Here is a 22137-nt window from a genome sequence, read left to right on the forward strand (position 1 = left end):
GTGTGCGCAGTCGACGATCTCCGTCATCATCCTGGGGCCCTCGGCGAGGTCGACGACGGCGGCGACGTACGGGGTGCGGTCCTTGAAGGGCGGCAGGTCGTTGCGGTGGACGACGGACCAGGTGTGGAGCGTGGCACGGCCGGTGGCCGCGGACCAGGAGACGTCCTCGCTCCAGCAGCGCGGGCAGAACTCACGGGGGTAGTGGTGGACCCGGTCGCACGTCCCGCAGTGCCTGAGCAGCAGGACGCCCCGCGCCGCCGCGTCCCAGTAGGTCCGCGTGAAGGCGTCCGCCTCCGGCAGGTCGTACCTCGCGCCCATCAGAACCAGCCCAGCGCGGCGTCGAGCGACCACGTCTGCCAGGACATCGCGAACAGGGCCACGAGCGAGATGAGGGCCATCATCGAGTTCTGCCCCTGCTCGGCCCAGTCGTGGATCATGAGTGTGAAGTAGAGGACGTTCAAAAGCAGGCCGCCGACCAGTGCGAGCGGGGTCAGGAAGCCGAGGATCAGGCCTGCGCCGAGGGCGAGTTCGGCGTACGCGACGACGTACGCCATCGTCCTGGGCCGGGGTGCGACCAGCACGTCGAAGCCGCTGCGGACCGGGGTCCAGCGGTGCTTGGCGGCGATGTCCGCGGCCCACGTGATGCCGCCGCCCTCGAACCACGTCCTCTTGTCCTTGTGCCGCCAGCTCTCCAGCCACCACAGCCCGAGGCCGATGCGCAGGACGGCCAGCCATTGCGCGCCGGTCAGCCAGATCGTGTCCATAGAATCTGACGGTACGTCAGATCCCGGACCCCGGGAAGACCGCGGTCGCGGTGAGAATCCTGTGCGTGCGCCGAGAAGCTGTGGGTCCCCCGTGAATCCCCCAGGATTGTTGGCAATTTTGTCGAAGACGTGGCTACGTTCGTTCTCGCCAGCAAAAACGCCGAGGGAGCCAACCGTGAAGCACAGGGCAATCAAGCGCAGGAACGTCGTCATCGGCATCGGTGCGACGGCGGGGGCCGCGGCCGTCGGAGGCATCGCCCTGAACGCCAATGCGGCGACCGGCAACGCCTCCAAGAGCAGCGACGGCAGCCTCGTCTTCGACCCCGACGCCTACACCAAGCTGACGACGACGGTCACGGACACCGAGGGAACCGAGCACGCGGTCACCTACCACTTCTGGAAGGCGATCACCTACGTCTCCAAGCCGGTCGACACGACCTACCAGTCGCTGAACGTCAGCGTGCCCGTCGAGATCGACGGCACGGCGGTCGACGCGAGCAACGCGCCGATCCTGCTCGCCAACTCCGTCGGCGGGTACATGCCGTCCTCCGTGGCCGACGCCACCGGCGTCGGAGGCGCGAGCATGGGCGGCGGGGGTGGCGGCGGCGCACCCAGCGGGGCTCCCACCGCGAGCACCTCCGCCTCGCCCACCGCGAGCGCCTCCGCCTCGGCGCCGGGTGCCAACGGCGACACCAACGCCACCGGCGGCGCCATGAACACCAACCAGCTCCTGGCCCTGGCAGCCGGGTACGTCGTCGTCGAGCCCGGCGCCCGCGGTCGTGGACTCAAGAACTCCGCCGGCGAGTACTACGGCAGCGCTCCGGCCGTGATCGTCGACCTCAAGGCGGCCGTCCGGTACGTGAGGGCCAACAAGGGGCGCATACCCGGCAACGTCGACCGAATCGTCTCCGCGGGCACCAGCGCGGGAGGTGCCGTGTCCAGCCTGCTCGGTGCCTCCGGCGACAGCCCGATCTACGCCGAACACCTGAAGGAGATCGGCGCGGCCGACGCCTCCGACGCGATCTTCGCGGTGGGCGCGTGGTGCCCGATCACCGACCTGGAGCACGCCGACGGCGCCTACGAGTGGAACTGGGGAACCAACGCCCTCAGCACCGGCAAGCAGGCAGACCAGACGGTCTCCAAGGACCTCCGGTCGCAGTTCGCCGAGTACCAGGCGAAGTTGCGGCTGCGCGGCCTCAAGGGCTCGGGCTTCGGCACCCTGACCGCCCGGAACTACGACGAGTACCTGCTCAAGCAGTACATGGAGCCCTCGGCCTCGACCTATCTCGCGGCCCTGTCGGACTCCGACCGTGAGACCTACCTCGCGAAGAACACCTTCGTCACCTGGGACGGCGAGAAGGCCACCTTCACCTGGGCCGGCTTCCTCACCCATGTGGGCGCCCGCAAGAAGACCGTGCCGGCCTTCGACGCCTTCGACCTGTCGGCCGGCGAGAACAACGAGTTCGGCTCGGCCACGACCGCGAACCGCCACTTCACCGCGTACGGCGCCAAGAACGACACCACGGGCCTGGCCGGCAAGCGCGTCGAGAGCGACATCCCCGAGCTGCTGAACCTGATGAACCCGATGTACCACCTCGTGGAGAAGGTCAACGGCAAGCGCTCCAGGCACTGGTGGATCCGCCTCGGCACGAACGACACCGACACCTCGCACGTCATCTCCGCGAACCTCGCCGCCCGCGCCGAGAACCTCGGCGACGAGGTCGACCACCTCTACTACTGGGACCAGGGCCACGGCGCCAACACCGACCCCGGCGACTTCATCACCTGGATCGCCAAGGTCACGGGCTACAAGAAGGCCGGCAAGAAGTAGCCCCCTGCCGTAGGACTCCCCGTACCGCGGCTCCGGTTTCCCGTCAGTTTCCGGCCGCCGCACACCACGGCGCCGAGCCCTGCACTCGCGGGCCCGGCGCCGTGGCCTTTCTCCCGCGGCTTTTCCGTACGCACACAACCAGGTGACCTACGCCACAGGTCCCACCCACCCCTCCTACAGCCGTGATCGATCCGCAACCAATTCCCGTCTTGACCGAGACCCATCAACGCGCTGTCTGATTACGCTCGCGCTCATGGCCGACTCCGCACCCGCAGACCGCCCCGACCAGCCCGATCACCCCGTCTACGTCGTCGGCGGCGGTCCGGCCGGACTCTCCGTCGCGTACGCGCTGCGCGCCCGGGGCATCCGCGCGGTCGTCCTGGAGAAGTCCGAGCACGTCGGCGCCTCCTGGCGGCGCCACTACGACCGGCTGCACCTGCACACCACCCGCCGCCTGTCGGCCCTGCCGGGCCTCCCGATGCCCCGCCGCTTCGGCCGCTGGGTGGCCCGCGACGACGTGGTGCGCTACCTGGAGAAGTACGCCGAGTTCCACGAGCTGGAGACCGTCACCGGCGTCGAGGTCTCCCGCGTCGAGCGCACCCCCGACGGCACCGGCTGGCTGCTGCACGCCACCGGCGGCCGCGAGCTGACCGGCGCCGCGGTGGTCGTCGCCACCGGCTACAACCACACCCCGCTGCTGCCGGACTGGCCGGGCCGCGACACCTACAAGGGCGAGCTCCGGCACGCCGGCGCGTACCGCAACCCCGAGCCCTACGCCGGCCGTGACGTGCTCGTCGTCGGCGTGGGCAACACGGGCGCCGAGATCGCCGTGGACCTGGTCGAGGGCGGTGCCTCGCGGGTACGGCTGTCCGTGCGCACCGCCCCGCACATCGTCCGCCGCTCCACGGCCGGCTGGGCCGCCCAGTACACGGGTGTCCTGGTACGGCGGCTGCCGGTGGGCCTCGTGGACCGGCTGGCCCGGCCCATGGCGAAGCTCAGCGTGCCCGACCTGTCGGAGCACGGACTGCCCCGCCCCGACACCGGGCTCTACAGCCGGGTCAAGGAGGGCGCGATCCCGGTCCAGGACGTCGGCCTCATCGACGCGATCCGCAAGGGCAAGGTCGAGGTGGTGGCAGCCGTGGAGGGCTTCGAGGACGGCGAGGTGCTGCTCGCCGACGGCACCCGCGTCGGTCCGGACGCGGTGATCGCGGCGACCGGGTACGCCCGCTCACTGGAGGGCCTGGTCGGCCATCTCGGCGTCCTCGACGACCACGGCAGACCGGTCGTCAACGGCTCCCGCTGCCCCGACGGCACCCCAGGGCTGTTCTTCACCGGCTACGCCACTCCCATCAGCGGCACCTTCCGCGAGGTCGCGATCGACGCCGAGAAGATCGCGAAGGCCGTCGAGAAGGACGGCGCGGGCAGACTCTCGCGGCTTCCCGTCTGACGTAGAAAACCTCAACTCTCTTCAGTACGACTCCCGTTACTCATGTGCCAGATGTGACGGGAGCGTTGTCGTGTGCCACCGTACGGGGCCAGAATGTGAACACTTCTCATGTTCTAGCTCCACACTCTCTCCACTACGGAGGACGCACGTGGCACGCGAAAGACAGCTCCCCCCGCTCTCCCGGCTCTCCCGGCGCTCCCTGCTCGGCGGTGCCGCCGCGGCGGCCGGCGCCGTCACCCTCACCGGCACCGCCGCCTCCCCCGCCTCCGCCGCCACCCGTGACGTGGACGTCGCGATCGTCGGCGGCGGTCTCGCCGGGCTCACCGCGGCCCGTGACCTGGTCGCGGGCGGAAAGACCGTCGCCGTACTGGAGGCCCGTGACCGGGTCGGCGGCCGGGTCCTCAACCTGCCCCTGGCGGGCGGCGGTGTCACCGAGGGCGGCGGCGAGTTCATCGGCCCCACCCAGGACCGCATCAAGGCCCTCGCGGACTCGCTCGGGGTGGGGACCTTCGCCACCTACAACACCGGCAAGAACCTGCTCTACAAGGACGGCAAGAAGACCCCCTACGCAACCGACGGCCTCCTCGGCTCGGTCCCGCCGATCGACGCGGCCGGTCTCGCCAACGCGGCGATCGTCCAGGCCTCCCTCGACGACATGGCCAAGACGATCCCGCTCGACGCGCCCTGGACCGCGGCCAAGGCCGAGGAGTGGGACCGGCAGACCTTCGAGACCTGGCTGCGCGCCAACGCCGTGATCCCGTCGGCCAAGTTCCTCCTGGACGTGGCCTGCACGTCGATCTTCTCGGCCGAGCCCCGTGAACTCTCCCTCCTGTTCGTCCTCTTCTACATCGCCGCCGCCGGCAACGAGACCACTCCCGGCACCCTGGAACGCCTCACCGAGACCGCGGGCGGCGCCCAGGAACTGCGCTTCGTCGGCGGCTCCCAGCTGGTGCCGATCAAGCTCGCCGCCACCCTGGGCGAGCGGGTGGTGCTGAACGCCCCGGTGCGCACGATCGCCAAGTCCGGCTCGAAGTACGTCGTCACGGCCGACGGGGTCACCGTCACGGCCAAGCGGGTCGTCGTCGCCGTACCGCCACCGCTCGCGGCCCGCATCACCTACGACCCGCTGCTGCCCGCCGCCCGCGACCAGCTCACCCAGCGCCTCCCGATGGCCTCGGTCGGCAAGGCGATCGCGATCTACGACACCCCCTTCTGGCGGGCGGACGGCCTCAACGGCCAGGTCGTCAGCGACACCGGCGTGATCAGCTCGACCTTCGACAACTCCCCGCCCGACGCCTCCTACGGCGCCCTGATGGGCTTCATCGAGGCCGACGAGGCCCGCAAGTACGACGCGGCGAGCGAGGCGGAGGTCAAGGCGGCCGTCCTCAAGGACTACGTGACGTACTTCGGCTCGAAAGCGGCCTCCCCCACCTCCTTCGTCCTGCAACGCTGGAACAACGAGGCCTACACCCGCGGCGGCCCCGTCTCCATCGGCGCGCCCGGAGTGCTCACCCAGTACGGACCCGCCCTGCGCGCCCCCGTCGGCGGCATCCACTGGGCCGGTACCGAGACGTCCCTGCACTGGATGGGCTTCATGGACGGTGCGGTGCGGTCGGGCGAGCGGGTGGCCGAGGAGGTTCTCGCGGTCCTGTAGTCGGCGCATCAACTTTGCGTGCACGCCCGTTCCTGACATCCCGTCAGTTCTGTAATCTGACACAGCGTCAGTTAATTCAGCTGTCACACAGGAGCGGGCGGACCGATGCTTGGATCAACCCACGGCACCCTCACCACCGACTCCCGCCGGGCCCGGGTCGTCGCGTGCGGCGAGCAACCCGGGCCCGCCGTCCACGGCCGGCCCGCCGAGGTCGACGATCTCGACGTCGGCGGCCGTCCGCTGTATGCCGACGTCCCCGATCTGGACCGCTTCTTCCGGCCGGAGTCGGTCGCCGTGATCGGCGCTTCGGACGCCGAGGGCCGGCCGAACACCGGTGTCACCCGGCAGTTGATCGACTGGGCGGGCCGGGTGGGAGCCCGGCTGCACCCGGTGCATCCAAGCCGCCCGTCGGTCTTCGGCATCCCCTGCGTGGCAGCCGTCGCCGACCTGCCCGAGCAGGTCGATCTCGCCGTCCTGCTGGTCGCGGAGCCTCTTCCGCTGATCGGGCAACTGGCCGAGGCCAAGGTGAAGTTCGCGGTCGTCTTCGCCTCCGGCTTCGCGGAGACCGGCGAGGAGGGGGCGGTGGCGCAGGAGCGTCTCGCCGCCGCCGTGGCGGATTCCGGGATGCGGCTGCTGGGGCCCAACACCAACCTGAACGCCTTCTCGTCGTTCCGCGAGGACCTCGAGGGGCCAGGGATCGCCCTCATCACCCAGTCCGGCCACCAGGGCCGCCCGGTCTTCGCCCTCCAGGAACTGGGCATCCGCCTCACCCACTGGGCCCCCACCGGCAACGAGGCCGATCTGGAGAGTGCCGACTTCCTCTCCTACTTCGCCGAACGCCCCGAGGTCGGCGCCGTCGCCTGCTACCTGGAGGGCCTCAAGGACGGCCGCTCCTTCCTGCTCGCCGCCGACCGGGCCGCCCGCCGCAAGGTGCCGGTGGTCGCGGTCAAGGTCGGCCGCACCGAGACCGGCGCCCGCACGGCCGCCTCCCACACCGGCAAACTCACCGGCGCCGACACGGTGGTGGACGCCGCGATGCGGCAGTACGGCGTGATCCGCGTCGACGGGCTCGACGAACTCCAGGACACCGCGGCCCTGTTGGCCCGCGCGAGGCCGCCACGCGCCGAAGGGGTCGTCGTCTACTCGATCTCGGGCGGCACGGGCGCGCACTTCGCCGACCTGGCGACGGAGGCGGGGCTCAAGCTCCCTGCCCTCTCGGCGGCGAAGCAGACCGAACTGCACCAGTGGATACCGGAGTTCCTGAATGTGGCGAACCCCGTCGACAACGGCGGGCACCCGGTCGGCGACTGGCGCGGCCGGAAGATCATCGACGCGATCCTCGCGGACCCGTCGGTCGGGGTCCTGATCTGCCCGGTCACCGGGCCCTTCCCTCCGCTGAGCGACCGGCTGGTGCAGGACCTGGTGGAGGCGGCCGAACAGACCGACAAGCTGGTCTGCGTGGTGTGGGGTTCGCCCGTCGGCACCGAGCCGGCCTACCGCGAGGTCCTGCTCGGCTCCTCCCGGGTGGCCACCTTCCGCACGGTCGGCAACTGCATCACCGCGGTCCGCGCCTACCTCGACCACCACCGCTTCGTCAGCGGCTACCGCTCCCCCTTCGACGAGGCCCCGCGCTCCCCCTCGCCGTCCTTCCGCAAGGCGCAGGCCCTGATGCGCCCGGGCCAGCAGCTGAGCGAGCACGCGGCGAAGCAACTGCTGCGGGCGTACGGGATACGGGTGCCGCGCGAGCAGCTGGTGACGAGCGCGGCGGCTGCCGTCCGCGCGGCGGGCCTGGTGGGCTACCCGGTCGTGATGAAGGCGTCCGGCGCGAAGATCGCCCACAAGACCGAGCTGGGCCTGGTGAAGATCGGCCTGACCTCGGCCAGCCAGGTCCGGGACGCCTACCGCGAGTTGACCGACATCGCCCGCTACGAGGACGTCACGCTGGACGGCGTCCTGGTCTGCCAGATGGTGGAGCGGGGCGTAGAGATGGTCGTCGGGGCCGCGCACGACGAGCTGTTCGGGCCGACGGTGACGGTCGGGCTCGGCGGGGTGCTGGTCGAGGTGCTGCGGGACACGGCCGTGCGCGTGCCGCCCTTCGGTGAGGAGCAGGCCCGGGACATGGTGGACGACCTGCGCGGGCGGGCCCTTCTCGACGGGGTCCGGGGGCGGCCGCCCGCGGATCTCGACGCCCTCGTGGAGGTCGTGCTGCGCGTGCAGCGCATGGCCCTGGAGCTGGGGGACGAAGTGGCGGAGCTCGACATCAACCCGCTGATGGTGCTGCCCCGGGGGCAGGGGGCGGTGGCGCTCGACGCGTTGGTGGTGTGCCGGTGACCGAAGTGAGCGAGGTGCGGCACACCGTCGACGGCCAGGTCTCGTACCTCACCCTCGACAGGCCCGAGGTGCTCAACGCCCTCACGCCCGGCCAACGCGACCGGATCATCGAGCTGTTGGCGAGTGCGTCGGCCGACCCGGACATCCGGGCGGTGGTCCTCACCGGTACGGGACGCGGCTTCTGCGCGGGCGCGGACCTGCGCGGCGCACCCGCGGCCACGGCCCCCGGTGACGTCGCCCGTACGATCCGCCTCGGCGCCCAGCGGCTGATCGCGGCCGTCCTCGACTGCGAGAAGCCGGTCGTCGCGGCGGTGAACGGCACCGCCGCCGGAATCGGCGCGCATCTCGCCTTCGCCTGCGACCTGGTCCTGGCCGCCGAGTCGGCGAAGTTCATCGAGGTCTTCGTCCGCCGGGGCCTGGTCCCCGACGGCGGCGGCGCCTATCTCCTGCCCCGTCTGATCGGCCCTCGGCGCGCCAAGGAGCTGATGTTCTTCGGTGACGCGCTCGGCGCGGCCGACGCCGAGCGCCTGGGCCTGGTCAACCGGGTCGTCCCGGACGCGGAGCTGGACAAGACGGCCCGTGAGTGGGCCACCCGCCTGGCCACCGGCCCGACCCGCGCCCTCGCCCTGACCAAGCAGCTCGTGAACGCCTCCCTGGACACCGACCGCTCCACCGCCTTCGCCGCGGAGGCCGCCGCCCAGGAGATCAACATGACGACGACAGACGCGAAGGAGGGCGTGGCGAGCTTCGTGGAACGCAGGAGCCCGGAGTACCGGGGGCGTTGAGGGCTCAGTCCCGGGTCAGGATCCGCACGTCCGGCGCGTCCGGGTCCCCGAACGGCACGAACAGCTCGGGCTCGGACTCCGTGCCGCCGATCCGCCAGTACGTCTCCTGCCCGCATTCCCCGTCGAGCCGTACCACGACACCGGCGCGCTCGTGGCCGCCCTTGTCGTCGAGCAGCCAGGTGCCGGTGCCGTCGCACACGGCGAAGGCCGGCTCGGCGTTCTGGTCGGCGGACCCGGACTCGGCGGGCACGTCGGTGAGTTCGGCCCGGCCGCCCGCGCCGAGGCTGAGGACCGCGCCCTCCTCGCCCCGCCAGGTCCCGGTGAGCTGTCCGGCGGACAGCACGGGAGGCTCGTACTCCTCGAGGATCCCCGTGACCGTGGCCAGCACCCCGCCGAGGAACACCAGGAGGAACAGGCCGACGGAGGCGAACAGCGAGGGCAGCCATACGGCCCACGGGCCCCGGGGCCGTCTGCGCAGCCATTCGAGGCCGAACACCGGGACCACGCCGAGGGCCGCGAAGAGCGGGGCGGTGGTGGTGAACGGCCAGTCCCACAGCAGCAGGGCGAGCGCGGCCCAGATCAAGCCGAGGACCGCGGTGAGAGCCAGGTGCCAGGCCCACACGGGTCCACGCGTGCGACGGGCTGCCCGGTGGGCGAGCAGTTCCGCCGGCAGCACATGGACGACCGCGTGCAGGAGGCCGAGGACCGGCAGGACCAGCGGCGCCACCACGAGGAGGCAGGCCAGGGCGAACACGGCGAAGGCCCCGTAGGCGCCCGCGTACGCGTAGTCGTCGCCCAGCTGCTCCCCGATCCACCAGATCAGTCCGATCGCCGGAAACTGCACCGCGCACACCGCGGCGTCCTGATCGATCCGTCTGCTCTCCCACCCCATGGGCGCAGGGTACGTGCGGCTCTTCGCGCGCGTCCGGGCCCTTCCCATCTGACGGCCCGTCAGCTTCAATGGTGATGTGATGGGACAAGCAGGAATGGCGGAAGCGGCCGTCCGCTATCTCAGGTCCGGGAAGGCCCTCTCCGTCGAGGCGCTGCCCCGCCCGGAGCTTCGGTGCGTCCGCGAGGACGAGCGGGCGCCGGTCGACCCGGCCGGGTTCCGGCGCGTGCTGGGCGAGTTCGCGACCGGCGTCACGGTGATCACGGCCCCCGGCACACCACCCGCCGGTTTCGCCTGCCAGTCCTTCTCCGCCCTCTCCCTCGACCCGCCGCTCGTCGCCTTCATGGTGGGCCGTACGTCGACGACCTGGCCCCGCATCGCCCAGGCGGGCGTCTTCTGCGTGAACGTCCTGAGCGCGCAGCAGGGCGAGCTGTGCAGGGCGTTCGCGGTGAGCGGCGCGGACAAGTTCGCGGGCGTGGCCCACGACCCGGCCCCGGCCTCCGGCTCGCCCCGCCTCACGGGCACCCTCGCCTGGATCGACTGCACGATCCACGCGGTGCACACCGGCGGCGACCACCTGATCGTGGTGGGACGGGTGGACGCTCTCGGGCCGGGCGACGGAGACGGCGAACCGCCCCTCCTGTTCCACAAGGGTCGGTTCCTCCAGGGATAATTCCTGTGGGGGTTCTGCAGGGCTTCTCTAGGCTGCCGCCGCCAAGGGCACCGCGACCGGCCGCCGCCTGATCACCAGCGCCATCAGCGCCGCCGCCGCGCACAGCGCGCCCGACGCGTACCAGATCATGTCGTAGGAGCCGAACACGTCCCGGGCGACACCGCCGAGGAAGGCGATCAGCGCCGCGCCGACCTGGTGCGAGGCGAGGACCCAGCCGAAGACGATCGCGCTGTCGTCGCCGTACTGCTCGCGGCACAGGGCGACGGTGGGCGGGACGGTGGCGACCCAGTCGAGGCCGTAGAAGACGATGAAGAAGAGCATCGGCGGGTGGACCGAGGGGGCCAGCAGCATGGGCAGGAACAGGAGCGAGATGCCGCGCAGGGCGTAGTAGACGGCGAGCAGGCGGCGGGGTTCGAAGCGGTCGGTGAACCAGCCGGAGGCCACCGTGCCGACCACGTCGAACACGCCGATCACCGCGAGCAGTGAGGCGGCCGCCGTGACGGGCATGCCGTGGTCGTGGGCGGCGGGCACGAAGTGGGTCTGGACCAGGCCGTTGGTGGAGGCGCCGCAGATCGCGAAGGTGCCGGCCAGCAGCCAGAAGGGGCCGGTGCGGGCCGCCTTGAACAGGACCGTCACCGCTCGGCGCGCGGCGCCCGGGACCGGGTCCGGCTTCGGCACGAACTCCGTGGCGCCGTACGGCTTCAGGCCCACGTCGGCCGGGTGGTCGCGCAGCAGCAGCCAGACGAAGGGGACGACCGCGAGGGCGGCGAGCGCGACCGTGATCGCCGCCGGGCGCCAGTCGTGCTTCTCGACCATCCAGGACAGCACCGGCAGGAAGATCAGCTGACCGGAGGCGGAGGCGGCGGTCAGGATGCCGGTGACCAGGCCGCGCCGCTCGGTGAACCAGCGGTTGGTGACGGTCGCGGCGAACGCCAGGGCCATCGAGCCGCTGCCGAGACCGACGAGCAGGCCCCAGTACAGCATCAGCTGCCAGGCCGCCGTCATCCACACGGTCAGGCCCGAACCGACCGCGATCACGGTCAGCGCGACCGCGACCACCCGCCGGATGCCGAAGCGGTCCATCAGCGCCGCCGCGAAGGGCGCGGTCAGGCCGTACAGAGCCAGGTTGACGGAGACGGCCGCGCTGATGGTGCCGCGCGACCAGCCGAAGTCGTCGTGCAGGGGGTCGATGAGCAGGCCCGGCAGGGAGCGGAAGGCGGCCGCGCCGATGATCGTCACGAAGGTGACGGCGGCGACGAACCAGGCGCGGTGGATACGAGGGGCCGACCGGTTCTCCGTGTGGGCTGCCTGCACGGCTTCATCGCTTGTCTGGGTCACGACATAGAGCTTCCGTCCTGCGGCGCCCGGGATCCATTGGCCCGAAGGACAGCATTCGTTAGGATCGGGCCATGAGCCCTGACCGTCGTGCCCCGGAGTTCCGCCCGCACCGCGTGGTCGTCCTCGCCATGGACGGTGCCCTGCCGTTCGAACTGGGCATTCCGCACCGGATCTTCGGCCGCCCCAAGGACGCCGAGGGGCGCAAGCTGTACGAGGTCATCACCTGCTCGATCCGCCCGCCGGGCCCGGTGCGGACCGACGCCGACTTCGCCATCCAGGTCGAGCACGGCCCGGAGATCCTGGCCACCGCCGACACGGTGATCGTCCCGGCGTCGTACGAACTGGGCCCGGTCTTCGAGCAGGGCGTGCTGACCGAGGAACTGGCCGCCGCCCTTGCCCACATCCGCCCCGGCACCCGGCTCGCGTCCATCTGCACCGGCGTCTACGTCCTGGCCGCCGCCCGCCTTCTCGACGGCCGCCCGGCCACCACGCACTGGGCCGACTCCGACCGTCTCCAGCGGCTCTTCCCGCAGGTCAAGGTCGACCCGGAGGTCCTGTTCATCGACGACGGGGACGTCCTGACCTCCGCGGGCGTCGCCGCCGGGATCGATCTGTGTCTGCACATGGTGCGCCGCGACCACGGCACGGCGGTCGCCAACGAGGTGGCCCGCCGCACCGTCGTACCGCCGCACCGCGACGGCGGTCAGGCGCAGTACATCCACCGGCCCGTGCCCGACCCGCAGCAGGCGACCACGACCTCGGCCCGCGCCTGGGCGCTCGGCCGTCTGCACGAGCCGATCCAGCTGCGGGACATGGCCGAGCAGGAGGCCATGTCCGTACGCACCTTCACGCGCCGCTTCCGCGAGGAGGTCGGCGTCAGCCCCGGCCAGTGGCTCACCCAGCAACGAGTGGAACGCGCCCGGCACCTCCTGGAGTCCACCGACCTCTCCGTCGACCAGGTCGCCCACGACGCCGGCTTCGGCACCGCCCAGTCCATGCGCCAGCACCTACAAACAGCCCTCGGCGTCACACCGACCGCCTATCGACGTACCTTCCGGACCGGGACCGGGCCCCTCGACCAAGCTTCCGGGCGCTACGACGACGTCGGCACCCCGCGCTGAGCTCCCCGCGCGGCGCACCTCCCCCCACCACCCGACCGCCGTCAGCGCGAGGGTCAGCGCCACCCCGGCCAGGACGGCGGTGGACGGCACCGTCACCTTGAGCAGGGCTCCGGCGAGCGAACCCGTGGCCGCGTAGCCCGCGCCCGCCGCGGCGTACATCACGGAGTAGCCGGCGGCCAGGGCGCCGGGCGGCAGCGCGTCGCGCAGGGCGAGGTTGCGGGTGAGCAGCGCGCCTGACTGGAGCAGGCCACCCGCGGCGAGCGCGGTCGCGATCCCGGCGGTGTTGGGTATCAGCGCGATGAGGGTCACGCAGACCGAGGTGCCGCACATCAGCACGACACTTCGGGTGCGCAGCAGACCGGGCCAGGTGCGCAGGCCGTAGAGGAACGCCCCGAGTCCGCCGCCCACCGCAAGGCCGGTCAGCAGCGGTCCCGACCAGCCGACAGGGATGCCGCGCTGTTCGAGCAGGGCGGGCAGGACGAGTTCGGCGAGGCCCAGCAGGCTGAGGCTGGCCGCGCCCATGACGTACACCGGCCAGGCGCCCAGCAGCAGCCGGGGCAGCGATCCGCCGGACCACGCGCCGCCCGCCGAGTCGTCCACCTTCCATCCGGCCGGGAGCAGCCACAGCCCCGCGACCGACGCCGCCATCAGCGCGGCGGCGAGCAACAAGGGTACGTGAGGGGCGACTTGGAGGGCGAGGCCGGCGACGGCCGCCGGGGAGACGGCCCAGATGACGGAGTTGAGCATCGACTCGGTGGACAGCGCCTGCGCGACGGCCCGCTCCGGGACCAGCTCGGTGAGCAGTGCGCGCAGCCCGCCGGTCGCGGCGGCGGGAGCGGCCCCGGCCAGGAAGGCGAACGCGCCCAGCACCACGGAGGGCGCGTCGGAAAACACCCCGAGCCCCGCGAACCCGAGGGCCCCGGTCGCGAGCCCCGCCGCCAGTTGGGGCCGAGGACGCTCCGGGGGCAGCCGCATCCCGAGCACCGGGGCACCGACGATCTCACCGATCACATAGGCCGCCGCGAGCACCGCTCCCAGCGCATACCCTCCTGGTCTTTCGCGCACCAGGAAGACGAGGGCCAGTGGAGCCATCGCGACCGGCATACGGGCGCCGACGGACGTGCAGGCCCAGACCAGGACCTGTGGGGAGGCGACGTCTCGGTAGGTCATGCGTCGAAGCTAGAGCCCGGCACCGACATCGCCCCAAGGGTTTTCCAGGGCCTGTGGACAACTCGGGGGCTAGAAGGTCAGCACCCCCCGGGCCACCCGCCCCGCCTCCGCGTCCCCCACCGCCTTCTCGAAGTCCTCGATGGGATAGGTCTCCGTGACCAGCTCGTCGAGGAACAGCCGTCCCTGCCGGTAGAGGTCCGCGTACAGCGGGATGTCCCGCTGCGGCCGCGACGATCCGTAGCGGCAGCCGAGGATGGACTTGTCCAGGAACATCGACGAGACGGCGAAGGACGCCTCCGCGCCCGCCGCCGGAACCCCCAGCAGGACCGCCTGGCCGTGCCGGTCCAGCAGGTCGACGGCGGTGCGCACGAGTTCGACCCGCCCGACGCACTCGAAGGCGTGGTCCACGCCGTGCGGCAGCAGGTCCCGCACCCCCTCCGCCGACGTCAGGAAGTCGGTCGCCCCGAACTGCCGGGCCATCGCCTCCTTCGCCGGATTGGCGTCCACCGCCACGATCCGCGACGCCCCCGCGATCCGCGCGCCCTGGATGACGTTGAGCCCGATCCCCCCGGTCCCGATGACCAGCACGCTCTCCCCCCGGTCCACCCGGGCCCGGTTGAGCACGGCTCCCACCCCGGTCAGCACCCCGCACCCGATGAGCGCGGCGGACGTCAGCGGAATGTCCTTCGGGATCCGGACCGCCTGGACGGCCTTGACCACCGTCCGTTCCGCGAAGGCGGAGTTGCACGCGAACTGGAACACCCGCTCACCGCCCCGTGAAAAGGGCTTCTGGGGCCGCCCTATGGCTTTGCGGCACATGGTCGGCCGCCCCCGGTCGCAGTCGGCGCAGGCACCGCAGTTGGCGAGCGTGGACAGCGCCACATGGTCACCGGGCCCGACATGGGTGACCCCGTCCCCCACCGCCTCCACCACGCCCGCGCCCTCATGCCCGAGCACCACCGGAACCGGAAACGGAATGGTTCCGTCGACCACGGACAGGTCGCTGTGGCACAGCCCGGCCGCCGAGATCGCGACCTGCACCTCCCCCGGCCCCGGATCCCGCACCTCCAGATCGTCGACGACCTGGATCTGCCTCCCGTCGAACAGCACGCCGCGCATCAGACGACCCCCTTGGGTTCCCTGGGCAGACCGAGCACCCGCTCGGCGATGATGGTGCGCTGGATCTGGTCCGAGCCGCCGTAGATGGTGTCGGCCCGCGAGAACAGGAACAGATGCTGCAGGGCGTCGAGTTCGTACGGCGAGGAAGGGGACCAGTCCCCTGGCCCGACCGTCGCCTCCGCCCCCCGCACGAGCATCGCCAGCTCCCCGAGCCGTTGATGCCACCCCGCCCACAGCAGCTTGGCCACACTGGACGCCCCGGCGTCCCCCGAACCCCCCAGCGTCCGCAGGGCGTTCCACCGCATGGTCCGCAGTTCGGCCCACTGCCGCACGAGCAGCGCCCGCACGACCGGATCGGAAACCGCGCCAGTTTGTACGGCGGCCTGCACCACCCGTGTCAACTCCTCGGCGAAACCAACCTGTTGGGCCAGCGTCGACACCCCGCGCTCGAACCCCAGCAGACTCATCGCCACCTGCCAGCCGCGCCCCTCGCCCCCGACGACATGCTCCGCACGCGCGTGTGCCCCGTCGAAGAAGACCTCGTTGAACTCACTGGTCCCGGTCATCTGCCGAATGGGCCGCACCTCGATGCGCCCCGGCTGGTCCATGGGAACGAGGAGAAACGACAGCCCGTGATGCCGACGGGACTCCGGATCGGTCCGCGCGAGGACGAAACACCAGTCCGCCTCGTGAGCGAGGGACGTCCAGATCTTCTGCCCGCTGATCCGATACGTCCCGTCCTCGATCCGCGTGGCCCTGGTCCGCACCCCCGCGAGGTCGGACCCCGCCCCTGGTTCGCTGTAGCCCTGGCACCACAACTCCTCCCCGGCGGCGACGGGAGGAAGAAAGCGCGCCTTCTGCTCATCGGTACCGTGCGCCAGAAGAGTGGGAGCCAACAGCTTCTCCCCGATGTGCCCGGACCGCGCCGGCGCCCCCGACCCCGCATACTCCTCGGCCCAGACGACCTGCTGGGTGAGAGTGGCAGTCCGGTTCCCGTACCCGGCTTCCTCCCAACCGAGCCCGATCCACCCGGACTTACCGAGGGTTCGTTCCCAGGTACGACGGTCCTGGGCCCCATCGACATGCCCAGCGAGCCATTCCCGGGCTTCTCCCCGAAACGCCTCATCCTCAGCGGCAAACGCAAAGTCCACGGGGTTCTCCTCTCCATACCGGTCGCGGTGATCTACGCAGGGGCGCGGGGAACTGCGCGAGCAACCACGAACGGCCCGCAGCCGCCAAACCACCCGTACCCCCGAGCTATTGGGCGCCGGGCCCCGAAAGCAACGGCATCGGATCCACCCCCACACTCCCCGGCAAAAACTCCGCGATCCGATCCGGCGTCCACCCGCCGGAGGCATACGCGGCGCGCAACTCCCGAGGCTGAGCCCACACCGCGATCTTCGGCCCCGCCACGGTGTACACCTGCCCGGTGATCTCCTGGGCCCGCGCCGACAGCAGGTAGACCACCATGGCGGCCACGTCCTCCGGCTCCCCGATCTCCGTCAGCTCGAACGGCACGTTCGCCGACATCCGCGTACGGGCGACGGGCGCCACCGCATTCGCGGTCACCCCGTATTTGTGCAGTCCGAGCGCCGCACTGCGGACCAGCGAAATGATGCCGCCCTTCGCCGCGCTGTAGTTCGCCTGCGAAACCGACCCCTGGTGATTCCCGCTGGTGAACCCGATCAATGTCCCCGCCCGCTGCTTCCGCATCACCGCGGAGGCCGCCCGGAACACCGTGAACGTCCCCTTCAAATGCGTGGCGAGGACCGGATCCCACTCCTCCTCGGTCATGTTGAACAGCATCCGCTCACGCAGAATCCCGGCGACACAGACGACACCGTCGAGCCGCCCGTAAGAGGACAACGCGACATCGACGACCCGCTGACCGCCCGCCATCGTCGAGATGTCGTCGGCCACGGCGACGGCCTCACCCCCGGCCGCCTCGATCTCCTTCACGACACCCGAAGCGACATCGCTCGCGGGAGACGCCCCGTCCACGGAGACGCCGTAGTCGTTGACGACGACGCGCGCCCCCTCCCCCGCCGCGGCCAGCGCGACCGCCCGCCCGATCCCCCGCCCCGCGCCGGTCACGGCGACGACCCTGCCTGCCAAGAAGTTCCCCATGCCCGGCCCCTTCCCGCGGTTTCTGACGGACCGTTAGATTTTATGACCCGTCAGATGTGCGGACACAAGCCCCGGGGAGGGCCCGATGTCACTTCCGGCCGCGTTCCACGACATCGCCAAGCGCGTGAACAACTGGGGGCGTTGGGGCGCCGACGACGAAATCGGCACCCTGAACCTGATCACCGACGAGGTAGTCCGCGAGGCCGCCGCGACCGTCCGCGCGGGTCGTCGCATCCCCCTCGCCCTGCCCCTCAGGCAGGACGGCGTGCAGACCGGGATGATGCCGGGCCGGGTCAACCCCCTGCATGTGATGGTGCAGATCAACCAGGAGATCTTTGGCCCGGGGACGGTCGCGTGCAGCGACGACGCGGTGACCATGGGCTTGCAGGCCGCCACCCACTGGGACGCGCTCACCCATGTCTCGCACTCCGGCATGCTCTACAACGGGCGCCCGGCCGGCACCATCACCCCGCACGGCGGTGCCGAGTTCAGCGGTATCGACAAGGCGCGGCACGTGGTCTCGCGCGGGGTGCTGCTCGACGTGGCCCGCGCGCGGGGCGTGGACCGGCTCGACGGCGGCCACGCCGTGACCCCCGAGGACCTGGAGGCCGCCGAGGAACTCGCGGGCACGCGTGTGCGTGCCGGTGACATCGTGCTCGTACGGACCGGACAGATCCAGGTGTATCTCGCCGGGGACAAGGAGGCGTACGCCTATCCGTCGCCGGGCCTGTCGGTGCGCACCCCCGAGTGGTTCCACGCGCGTGATGTCGCGGCGGTCGCCAACGACACGCTCACGTTCGAGATCTTCCCGCCCGAGATCGAGGACCTGTGGCTGCCGGTGCACGCCCTGGACCTGGTGGAGATGGGGATGCTGCAGGGCCAGAACTGGAATCTGGAAGAGTTGTCCACAACCTGTGGACAACTTGGCCGGTATGCGTTCCTGCTGTCGGCGATGCCCGAGCCGTTCGCCGGCGGCACCGGAACGCCCGTGGCCCCGGTCGCCGTTCTGTGAGGAGGTCGGTCGGCGGCGCGCAGATCCGCCCCGAGCACGGTCTCGCGCGCCGCCGTCATCGACTTCCTTCCGCCCTGAGGAAATCGACACCGCGTCACGATCCACACTCGTCGGGGGCTTCCGTCACCGAAGCCCTCGGCGTCCCCTCGCGGCGAATCGCTGACCACCAGCGTCATCAATCGAACACGCTGCGTCAACACCGGTACGGGGATTTATTACTTACGTCCCATTTGCCCCGACCGCGCACGGATGCACGTCCCGGCGCACCGATCCGCACCGAGGAAAGGGTGACGGCGGTCTCTGCGACCGTGCGCCGGTCACACCGCCTCGAACGCGAACCCCTCGTAGGCCGAGGCGTCGATGTCGTAGGCCTCCGCGCTCTGCCGCGGCTGCTCGCAGCGGTCGAGTTCGCACCAGATGCTCTTGCCCGCGCCTTCGGGGCTCCAGCCCCAGCGGTCCGCGAGGCCGTCGACGAGAGCGAGGCCGCGGCCGCCGGTCGCCTCACCGTCGACGCAGCGCGGCACCGGGGCCCGGCCGCTGCGGTCGGCGACCTCGAGGCGGACGGTGGCCGACTCCACCTCGGCATCCGGCAGGGACAGCCGCAGGACGGCCGGCCGGCCGGTGTGCACCACGGCGTTGGTGACGAGCTCCGACACGAGCAGGATCAGGATCTCGGCGAGCGGTTCGTCGACCTCTATCCCGCATACGGCGAGCCGCGAACGGGCCCACCGCCGGGCTCGCCCCACCTCTGCGGGGTCGGGCCGGATCTCCAGCTGCACTTGAAGCACCTGCACCGCTCACACCATCCGAACCGGCGGGCACATGGCCTCGCGCCTCACGAGGGCCACGATCGTAGCCATTTTTTGCATGACCAGAACAATGACCAAAGCCGGGGTCACAGAACGTGAATCCCTTACAGGACAGCATGGTTGACGTACAGTCACGCCAACAAGCGCTTCGGGCATATTCCAGCGCGAAGGAGTACCCGTGCGGGATACTGTGCGACGCCCGCCACGGGAAGTCGAACAGGCGGTAGCCGCAGGGCTTCCCACCCTGCGAGCAGCGGCGCGCATCGCCGGGTCCGGGGCCGCCTCTTCGGCAACACCGGCATGGCTCATGCTCGGAACCACTCGCATCTCACACAAGGTACCGGAGCGGGGCGCCGACTCCAGGACGTGACGAGTCACACATAGGACACAACCCGATACCAACGCTCCGTGATTCCGGTATGCCACAATCCGCGACATCCGCTCCGGGCACGGCGCCTCAGGCCAACAGCTCGACGGCGAGCAACTCCTCGCTCTCCACTCCGCCGCCGGCCCTCCTGGCCCGCACCCAGGCCCGCTTCAGATGCAGCTGCACCTCGCACTCCCAGGTGAAGCCCATCCCGCCGTGCACCTGGAGACAGTCCCGGGCACCCCGCTCGGCCGCCTCGTCGGCCAGCAGCCGGGCCGCGGCGACGTCCACCGGGTCGGCGGTCACGGCGGCCGCGTACACCGCGGCCCGGGCCGTCTCCGCCCGCACCAGCATCTGCGCGCACAGGTGCTTGACCGCCTGAAAGGCCCCGATCGGCTGCCCGAACTGCTCCCGCGCCCCGGCGTGTTGCACGGCGAGCTCACACACACGTGTGGCGGTACCGAGCTGCTCGGCGGCGGTCAGGAGCACAGCGACGGGGTCGGCGAAACGGGGGGCTCGGGCCACGGGGAGACCGGACGGTGAGGGGTCGCGCGCGGGGGTGGTGGAGGACCGGCCGGGGGCGGTCGTGGAGGACCGGTCGAGGGAGGTCGTGGAGGACCGGCCGGGGGTGGCCTCGGTAGACCGGCCCGAGGCGGTCTCGGAGGACCGGCCAGGGGCGGCTGCGGAAGATGAACCGACAGCCTCGACGGGAGACGAGCCAGGTACCACCGCGGAACCCGAGCCATCAGCAGCGCCGAACCCCGAACCGGACCCGGCAGCCGCCGACGAACCACCAACGGCCGCAGAAAACGAACCAGCACCCTCGCCGAAAGACGAACCAGACACCACCGCGGAACCCGAACCGCCAGCGGCGGGGGAAGACGAACCGCGCGCGGCAGCAGAGGACGACCCGGCCGTCGGCGACGGGCCCGTCCCCGGGAGCCGCACGGAGGATTCCTTTCCCACCCCGATCCCCGGGAGCGGCCCGGACGAGTCCTGACCCACCCCCGTCCCCGGGACCCGCACGGAGGCGCCCTGCCCCACCCCCGCCCCTGGATCCCTCTCGAGCTCGGCCCGACCCCGTCCGCCCCCCGCTCCGGGAACCCGGTGCAGCGGCGTCAACGGGTCCACGGAGCGCAGCGGTAGCGCCCCCGTGGTGTCCCCGCGTACGACGTCCGCCTCGGACAGCCATTCGACCAGCCCGCCGCTGTCGACGTCCGTCACCACCGCCTCTCCGGAGGCCGCCCCCGGTACCGTGCCCGCCGCGAGGTGGGTCGCCACCAGTGGCCCCGGCAGCAGGGCCCGCCCGGCCTCCTCGAAGACCAGCACGGCTTCCGGCAGGCCCAGCCCCACTCCGCCGTCCGCCTCCGGCACCCGCAGCGCGAAGAACCCCGCGGCGCCCAACTCCCGCCACAGCGCCCGGTCCAGACCGGGTTCCTCCGCGGCGGCCCGCAGCGCCGCCCCGTCGAAGCGCCGCGCGAGCAGCTCCCGCATCCCGGCGCGCAACGCCTCCTGGTCCTCGGTCAGTTGAAAGCGCACGTCAACGCCCCTTCGGCAGCCCGAGGATCCGCTCGGCCACGATGTTCCGCTGAATCTGCGAGGTCCCGGCCGCGATGGTGTAGGACAGCGAGGACAACCGGTCGAGCACCCAGGGCCGGTCGAGATCCAGGCTGTCCGGCCCCAGTACGTCCGCAGCGGCGTCGTACAACTCCTGACGGGCGTGCGAGTAGCGGAGTTTGAAGACCGAACCCCCCACCCCGGGCACCCCGCCACTCGCCTCGGCCTCGCTCACGTTCCACTGCGTCAGCCGCCACAGCGCACGGAACTCGGCGTTCAGCCGCCCCAGCCGCCGTCGCAGGACCGGGTCGTCCCAGCGCCCGTTCTCCCGTGCCGTACGGGCGAGTCCGCCCAGCACCCGCCGGCAGGCGACGACTTCGCCGACGAAGGCCGTACCGCGCTCGAAGGACAGCGTCACCATGGTCACGCGCCAGCCGTCGTTCTCCTCGCCCACGCGGTTCGCCACCGGCACCCGCACCTCGTCGAGGAACACCTCGGCGAACTCGGCGGACCCGGCGAGCGTGCGCAAGGGGCGCACCCCGACACCGGGCGAGGACATGGGCATCGCCAGCCAGGTGATGCCCTTGTGCTTCGGAGCCGCGGGATCCGTCCGCACCAGCAGCTCGCACCAGTCGGCCACCTCGGCGTGCGAGGTCCAGATCTTGGACCCGGTCACCACATAGTCGTCGCCGTCCCTACGCGCGCGCGTGCGCAGCGCCGCGAGGTCGCTCCCGGCGTCCGGTTCGCTGAACCCCTGGCACCAGACCTCCTCGCCCCGCAGGATCGGCGGCAGCCAGCGTTCCCGCTGCTCGGCGGTGCCCTCGGCGGCGATCGTCGGTCCCGCGTGGAGCAGTCCGACGAACCCGGCGCCCACATAGGGCGCGCCCGCGGCCTCCGTCTCCTCCAGGAAGATCAGGCGCGTGGTGGGCGACGCGTCCCAGTGCACGTGGGCGTACCCGGCGTCGTACAGCATGCGCTGCCAGCCGAGGTCGTAGGTCCTGCGTCCGGGCCAGTCCTCCGGGGACGGCTTCGGGGGCAGCGTGGGGAGCGCCTTGGCGAGCCACTCCCGCAGCCGCGCCCGGAACTCCTCCTCTTCCGGCGTGTACGCGAGATCCATGACGGCACTCCATATCTGATAACCCG

The 22137-nt window shown here is 71.4% G+C and carries 18 protein-coding genes and 2 pseudogenes; 8 read left to right on the forward strand and 12 right to left on the reverse strand.

Annotation, left to right across the window (positions count from 1 at the left end; translation table 11 throughout):
- A partial coding sequence (locus AQJ46_RS18370) for a Zn-ribbon domain-containing OB-fold protein (protein WP_059206619.1) occupies positions 1-318 on the reverse strand: 318 nt, incomplete at its 3' end.
- A complete protein-coding gene (locus tag AQJ46_RS18375; protein ID WP_059206620.1) occupies positions 318-764 on the reverse strand; it encodes a DoxX family membrane protein in 447 nt (148 codons plus the stop codon). The genes AQJ46_RS18370 and AQJ46_RS18375, both read right to left, overlap by 1 nt.
- Before the next feature lie 175 nt (positions 765-939).
- On the opposite strand from AQJ46_RS18375, the gene AQJ46_RS18380 reads away from it, so the two are divergent.
- The 5 genes from AQJ46_RS18380 to AQJ46_RS18400 all read left to right on the forward strand — a co-directional run bounded on the left by AQJ46_RS18380 (position 940) and on the right by AQJ46_RS18400 (position 8812).
- Entirely contained in the window at positions 940-2595 is a 1656-nt protein-coding gene (locus AQJ46_RS18380) for a subtype B tannase (protein ID WP_225887350.1), read from the forward strand.
- 253 nt (positions 2596-2848) lie between these two features.
- Positions 2849-4042, forward strand: a complete 1194-nt coding sequence (locus AQJ46_RS18385) for a flavin-containing monooxygenase (protein ID WP_059206621.1) — start codon at positions 2849-2851, stop codon at positions 4040-4042.
- A 148-nt stretch (positions 4043-4190) separates the two neighbouring features.
- On the forward strand, positions 4191-5696 hold the full coding sequence (locus tag AQJ46_RS18390) for a flavin monoamine oxidase family protein (RefSeq protein WP_059206622.1): 1506 nt from the start codon (positions 4191-4193) through the stop codon (positions 5694-5696).
- Between the two features lie 105 nt (positions 5697-5801).
- Positions 5802-8027: an acetate--CoA ligase family protein gene (locus AQJ46_RS18395; RefSeq protein WP_059206623.1), complete on the forward strand. Its 2226-nt coding sequence runs from the start codon at positions 5802-5804 to the stop codon at positions 8025-8027.
- Positions 8018-8812 (forward strand): enoyl-CoA hydratase/isomerase family protein, encoded by a 795-nt coding sequence (locus AQJ46_RS18400; RefSeq protein WP_404828452.1) that lies wholly within the window; start codon positions 8018-8020, stop codon positions 8810-8812. The genes AQJ46_RS18395 and AQJ46_RS18400 overlap by 10 nt, the downstream gene beginning before the upstream one ends.
- Before the next feature lie 4 nt (positions 8813-8816).
- On the opposite strand, the gene AQJ46_RS18405 is transcribed toward AQJ46_RS18400, so the two are convergent.
- Positions 8817-9704 (reverse strand): hypothetical protein, encoded by an 888-nt coding sequence (locus AQJ46_RS18405; RefSeq protein ID WP_225887351.1) that lies wholly within the window; start codon positions 9702-9704, stop codon positions 8817-8819.
- A gap of 79 nt (positions 9705-9783) precedes the next feature.
- Between AQJ46_RS18405 and AQJ46_RS18410 the strand changes: the two genes are divergently transcribed.
- Positions 9784-10374: a flavin reductase family protein gene (locus tag AQJ46_RS18410; protein WP_079072333.1), complete on the forward strand. Its 591-nt coding sequence runs from the start codon at positions 9784-9786 to the stop codon at positions 10372-10374.
- Between the two features lie 27 nt (positions 10375-10401).
- Here AQJ46_RS18410 and AQJ46_RS18415 read toward each other — a convergent pair whose 3' ends face one another.
- Positions 10402-11712 carry an MFS transporter gene (locus AQJ46_RS18415; RefSeq protein WP_059206625.1) on the reverse strand — a complete coding sequence of 437 codons (1311 nt, stop codon included), beginning with the start codon at positions 11710-11712 and terminating at the stop codon, positions 10402-10404.
- A 71-nt stretch (positions 11713-11783) separates the two neighbouring features.
- Here AQJ46_RS18415 and AQJ46_RS18420 point away from each other — a divergent pair, with 71 nt between their 5' ends.
- Positions 11784-12833: a GlxA family transcriptional regulator gene (locus AQJ46_RS18420; protein ID WP_059206626.1), complete on the forward strand. Its 1050-nt coding sequence runs from the start codon at positions 11784-11786 to the stop codon at positions 12831-12833.
- Here the strand turns inward: AQJ46_RS18420 and AQJ46_RS18425 are convergent.
- From AQJ46_RS18425 to AQJ46_RS18440, 4 genes are all read right to left on the reverse strand, one after another.
- A complete protein-coding gene (locus tag AQJ46_RS18425; RefSeq protein ID WP_159064034.1) occupies positions 12720-14003 on the reverse strand; it encodes an MFS transporter in 1284 nt (427 codons plus the stop codon). The two genes, AQJ46_RS18420 and AQJ46_RS18425, sit on opposite strands and share 114 nt — an antisense overlap.
- 69 nt (positions 14004-14072) lie before the next feature.
- The gene (locus tag AQJ46_RS18430) at positions 14073-15122 is read right to left on the reverse strand and encodes a Zn-dependent alcohol dehydrogenase (RefSeq protein ID WP_059206627.1); all 1050 of its coding nucleotides are present in this window, start codon (positions 15120-15122) and stop codon (positions 14073-14075) included.
- Positions 15122-16273 (reverse strand): acyl-CoA dehydrogenase family protein, encoded by a 1152-nt coding sequence (locus AQJ46_RS18435; RefSeq protein ID WP_059206628.1) that lies wholly within the window; start codon positions 16271-16273, stop codon positions 15122-15124. The genes AQJ46_RS18430 and AQJ46_RS18435 overlap by 1 nt, the downstream gene beginning before the upstream one ends.
- 106 nt (positions 16274-16379) lie before the next feature.
- Entirely contained in the window at positions 16380-17249 is an 870-nt protein-coding gene (locus AQJ46_RS18440) for an SDR family oxidoreductase (protein WP_059206629.1), read from the reverse strand.
- 85 nt (positions 17250-17334) lie between these two features.
- Here AQJ46_RS18440 and AQJ46_RS18445 point away from each other — a divergent pair, with 85 nt between their 5' ends.
- On the forward strand, positions 17335-18261 hold the full coding sequence (locus AQJ46_RS18445; RefSeq protein WP_059206630.1) for a cyclase family protein: 927 nt from the start codon (positions 17335-17337) through the stop codon (positions 18259-18261).
- 317 nt (positions 18262-18578) lie between these two features.
- Here the strand turns inward: AQJ46_RS18445 and AQJ46_RS18450 are convergent, their stop codons facing one another.
- The 4 genes and pseudogenes from AQJ46_RS18450 to AQJ46_RS18465 all read right to left on the reverse strand — a co-directional run bounded on the left by AQJ46_RS18450 (position 18579) and on the right by AQJ46_RS18465 (position 22111).
- Positions 18579-19040, reverse strand: coding sequence for an ATP-binding protein (locus AQJ46_RS18450; protein ID WP_057608517.1), 462 nt, complete (start codon positions 19038-19040; stop codon positions 18579-18581).
- 487 nt (positions 19041-19527) lie between these two features.
- Positions 19528-19941: pseudogene (locus AQJ46_RS59460) on the reverse strand (acyl-CoA dehydrogenase family protein); the annotation flags it as partial.
- 585 nt (positions 19942-20526) lie between these two features.
- Positions 20527-20976: pseudogene (locus tag AQJ46_RS59465) on the reverse strand (acyl-CoA dehydrogenase family protein); the annotation flags it as partial.
- Between the two features lies 1 nt (position 20977).
- The gene (locus AQJ46_RS18465) at positions 20978-22111 is read right to left on the reverse strand and encodes an acyl-CoA dehydrogenase family protein (protein ID WP_059206631.1); all 1134 of its coding nucleotides are present in this window, start codon (positions 22109-22111) and stop codon (positions 20978-20980) included.
- Between the last annotated feature and the right edge of the window lie 26 nt (positions 22112-22137).

This window comes from Streptomyces canus, from assembly GCF_001514145.1.
Classification (GTDB): Bacteria; Actinomycetota; Actinomycetes; order Streptomycetales; family Streptomycetaceae; genus Streptomyces; species Streptomyces canus.